The sequence below is a fragment of the Rubrivivax gelatinosus genome, from assembly GCF_016583785.1.
In the GTDB taxonomy this organism is placed as follows: Bacteria; Pseudomonadota; Gammaproteobacteria; order Burkholderiales; family Burkholderiaceae_C; genus Rubrivivax; species Rubrivivax gelatinosus_B.
Genome location: NZ_NRRU01000244.1, coordinates 1 through 525 on the forward strand (window position 1 = coordinate 1; position 525 = coordinate 525).

Annotated in this window: 1 pseudogene; it reads left to right on the plus strand. The window is 78.7% G+C overall.

The features are described 5' to 3' along the window. Positions 1–16: 16 nt before the first annotated feature. Positions 17–525: pseudogene (locus tag CKO43_RS25625) on the plus strand (Rne/Rng family ribonuclease); the annotation flags it as partial.

Below are 525 nucleotides of genomic sequence, written 5' to 3' on the forward strand. Positions count from 1 at the left end.
TCCGGCGCCGGCCCCCGTGGCTGCCGCGCCGGCCGCCCCGGCGGCACCCGCCCCGCAAGCCGCGGGTGGCGGCTTCTTCGGCTGGGTCAAGCGCATGCTCGCGATGCCCGAGCCGACCCCGGCACCGGCGGCGCAAGCCGCAGCCCCCGCGCCGGCAACGCCGGCCGCGGCCTCGCCCGACAAGCGTGAAGGCGGCCGCCGCGGCGGCCGTGGTGAGCGCGGTGAACGCAGCGAGCGTGGTGAACGCACGGAACGCGGCGAGCGCGGCGAACGCAGCCGCAACGGCCAGCGCGCCGAAGGCCGTCCGGAAAAGGGCGAAGCCCGTGGCGAGAACCGCCGCGACGGCCGTCGCGACAACCCGGAAGCAGGCGAAGTCCGCGAAGCCCGAGCCGAGCGTGGCGAACGCGCCGAACGGGGTGAACGCGGCAACCGCGGCCCGCGCACGGAACGCACCCCGCGCGCCGAGGAGGCCCAGGTCGCCGCGCTGGCACCGGTCACGGCCGAAGCCGTGCCGGCCGCCGAAGG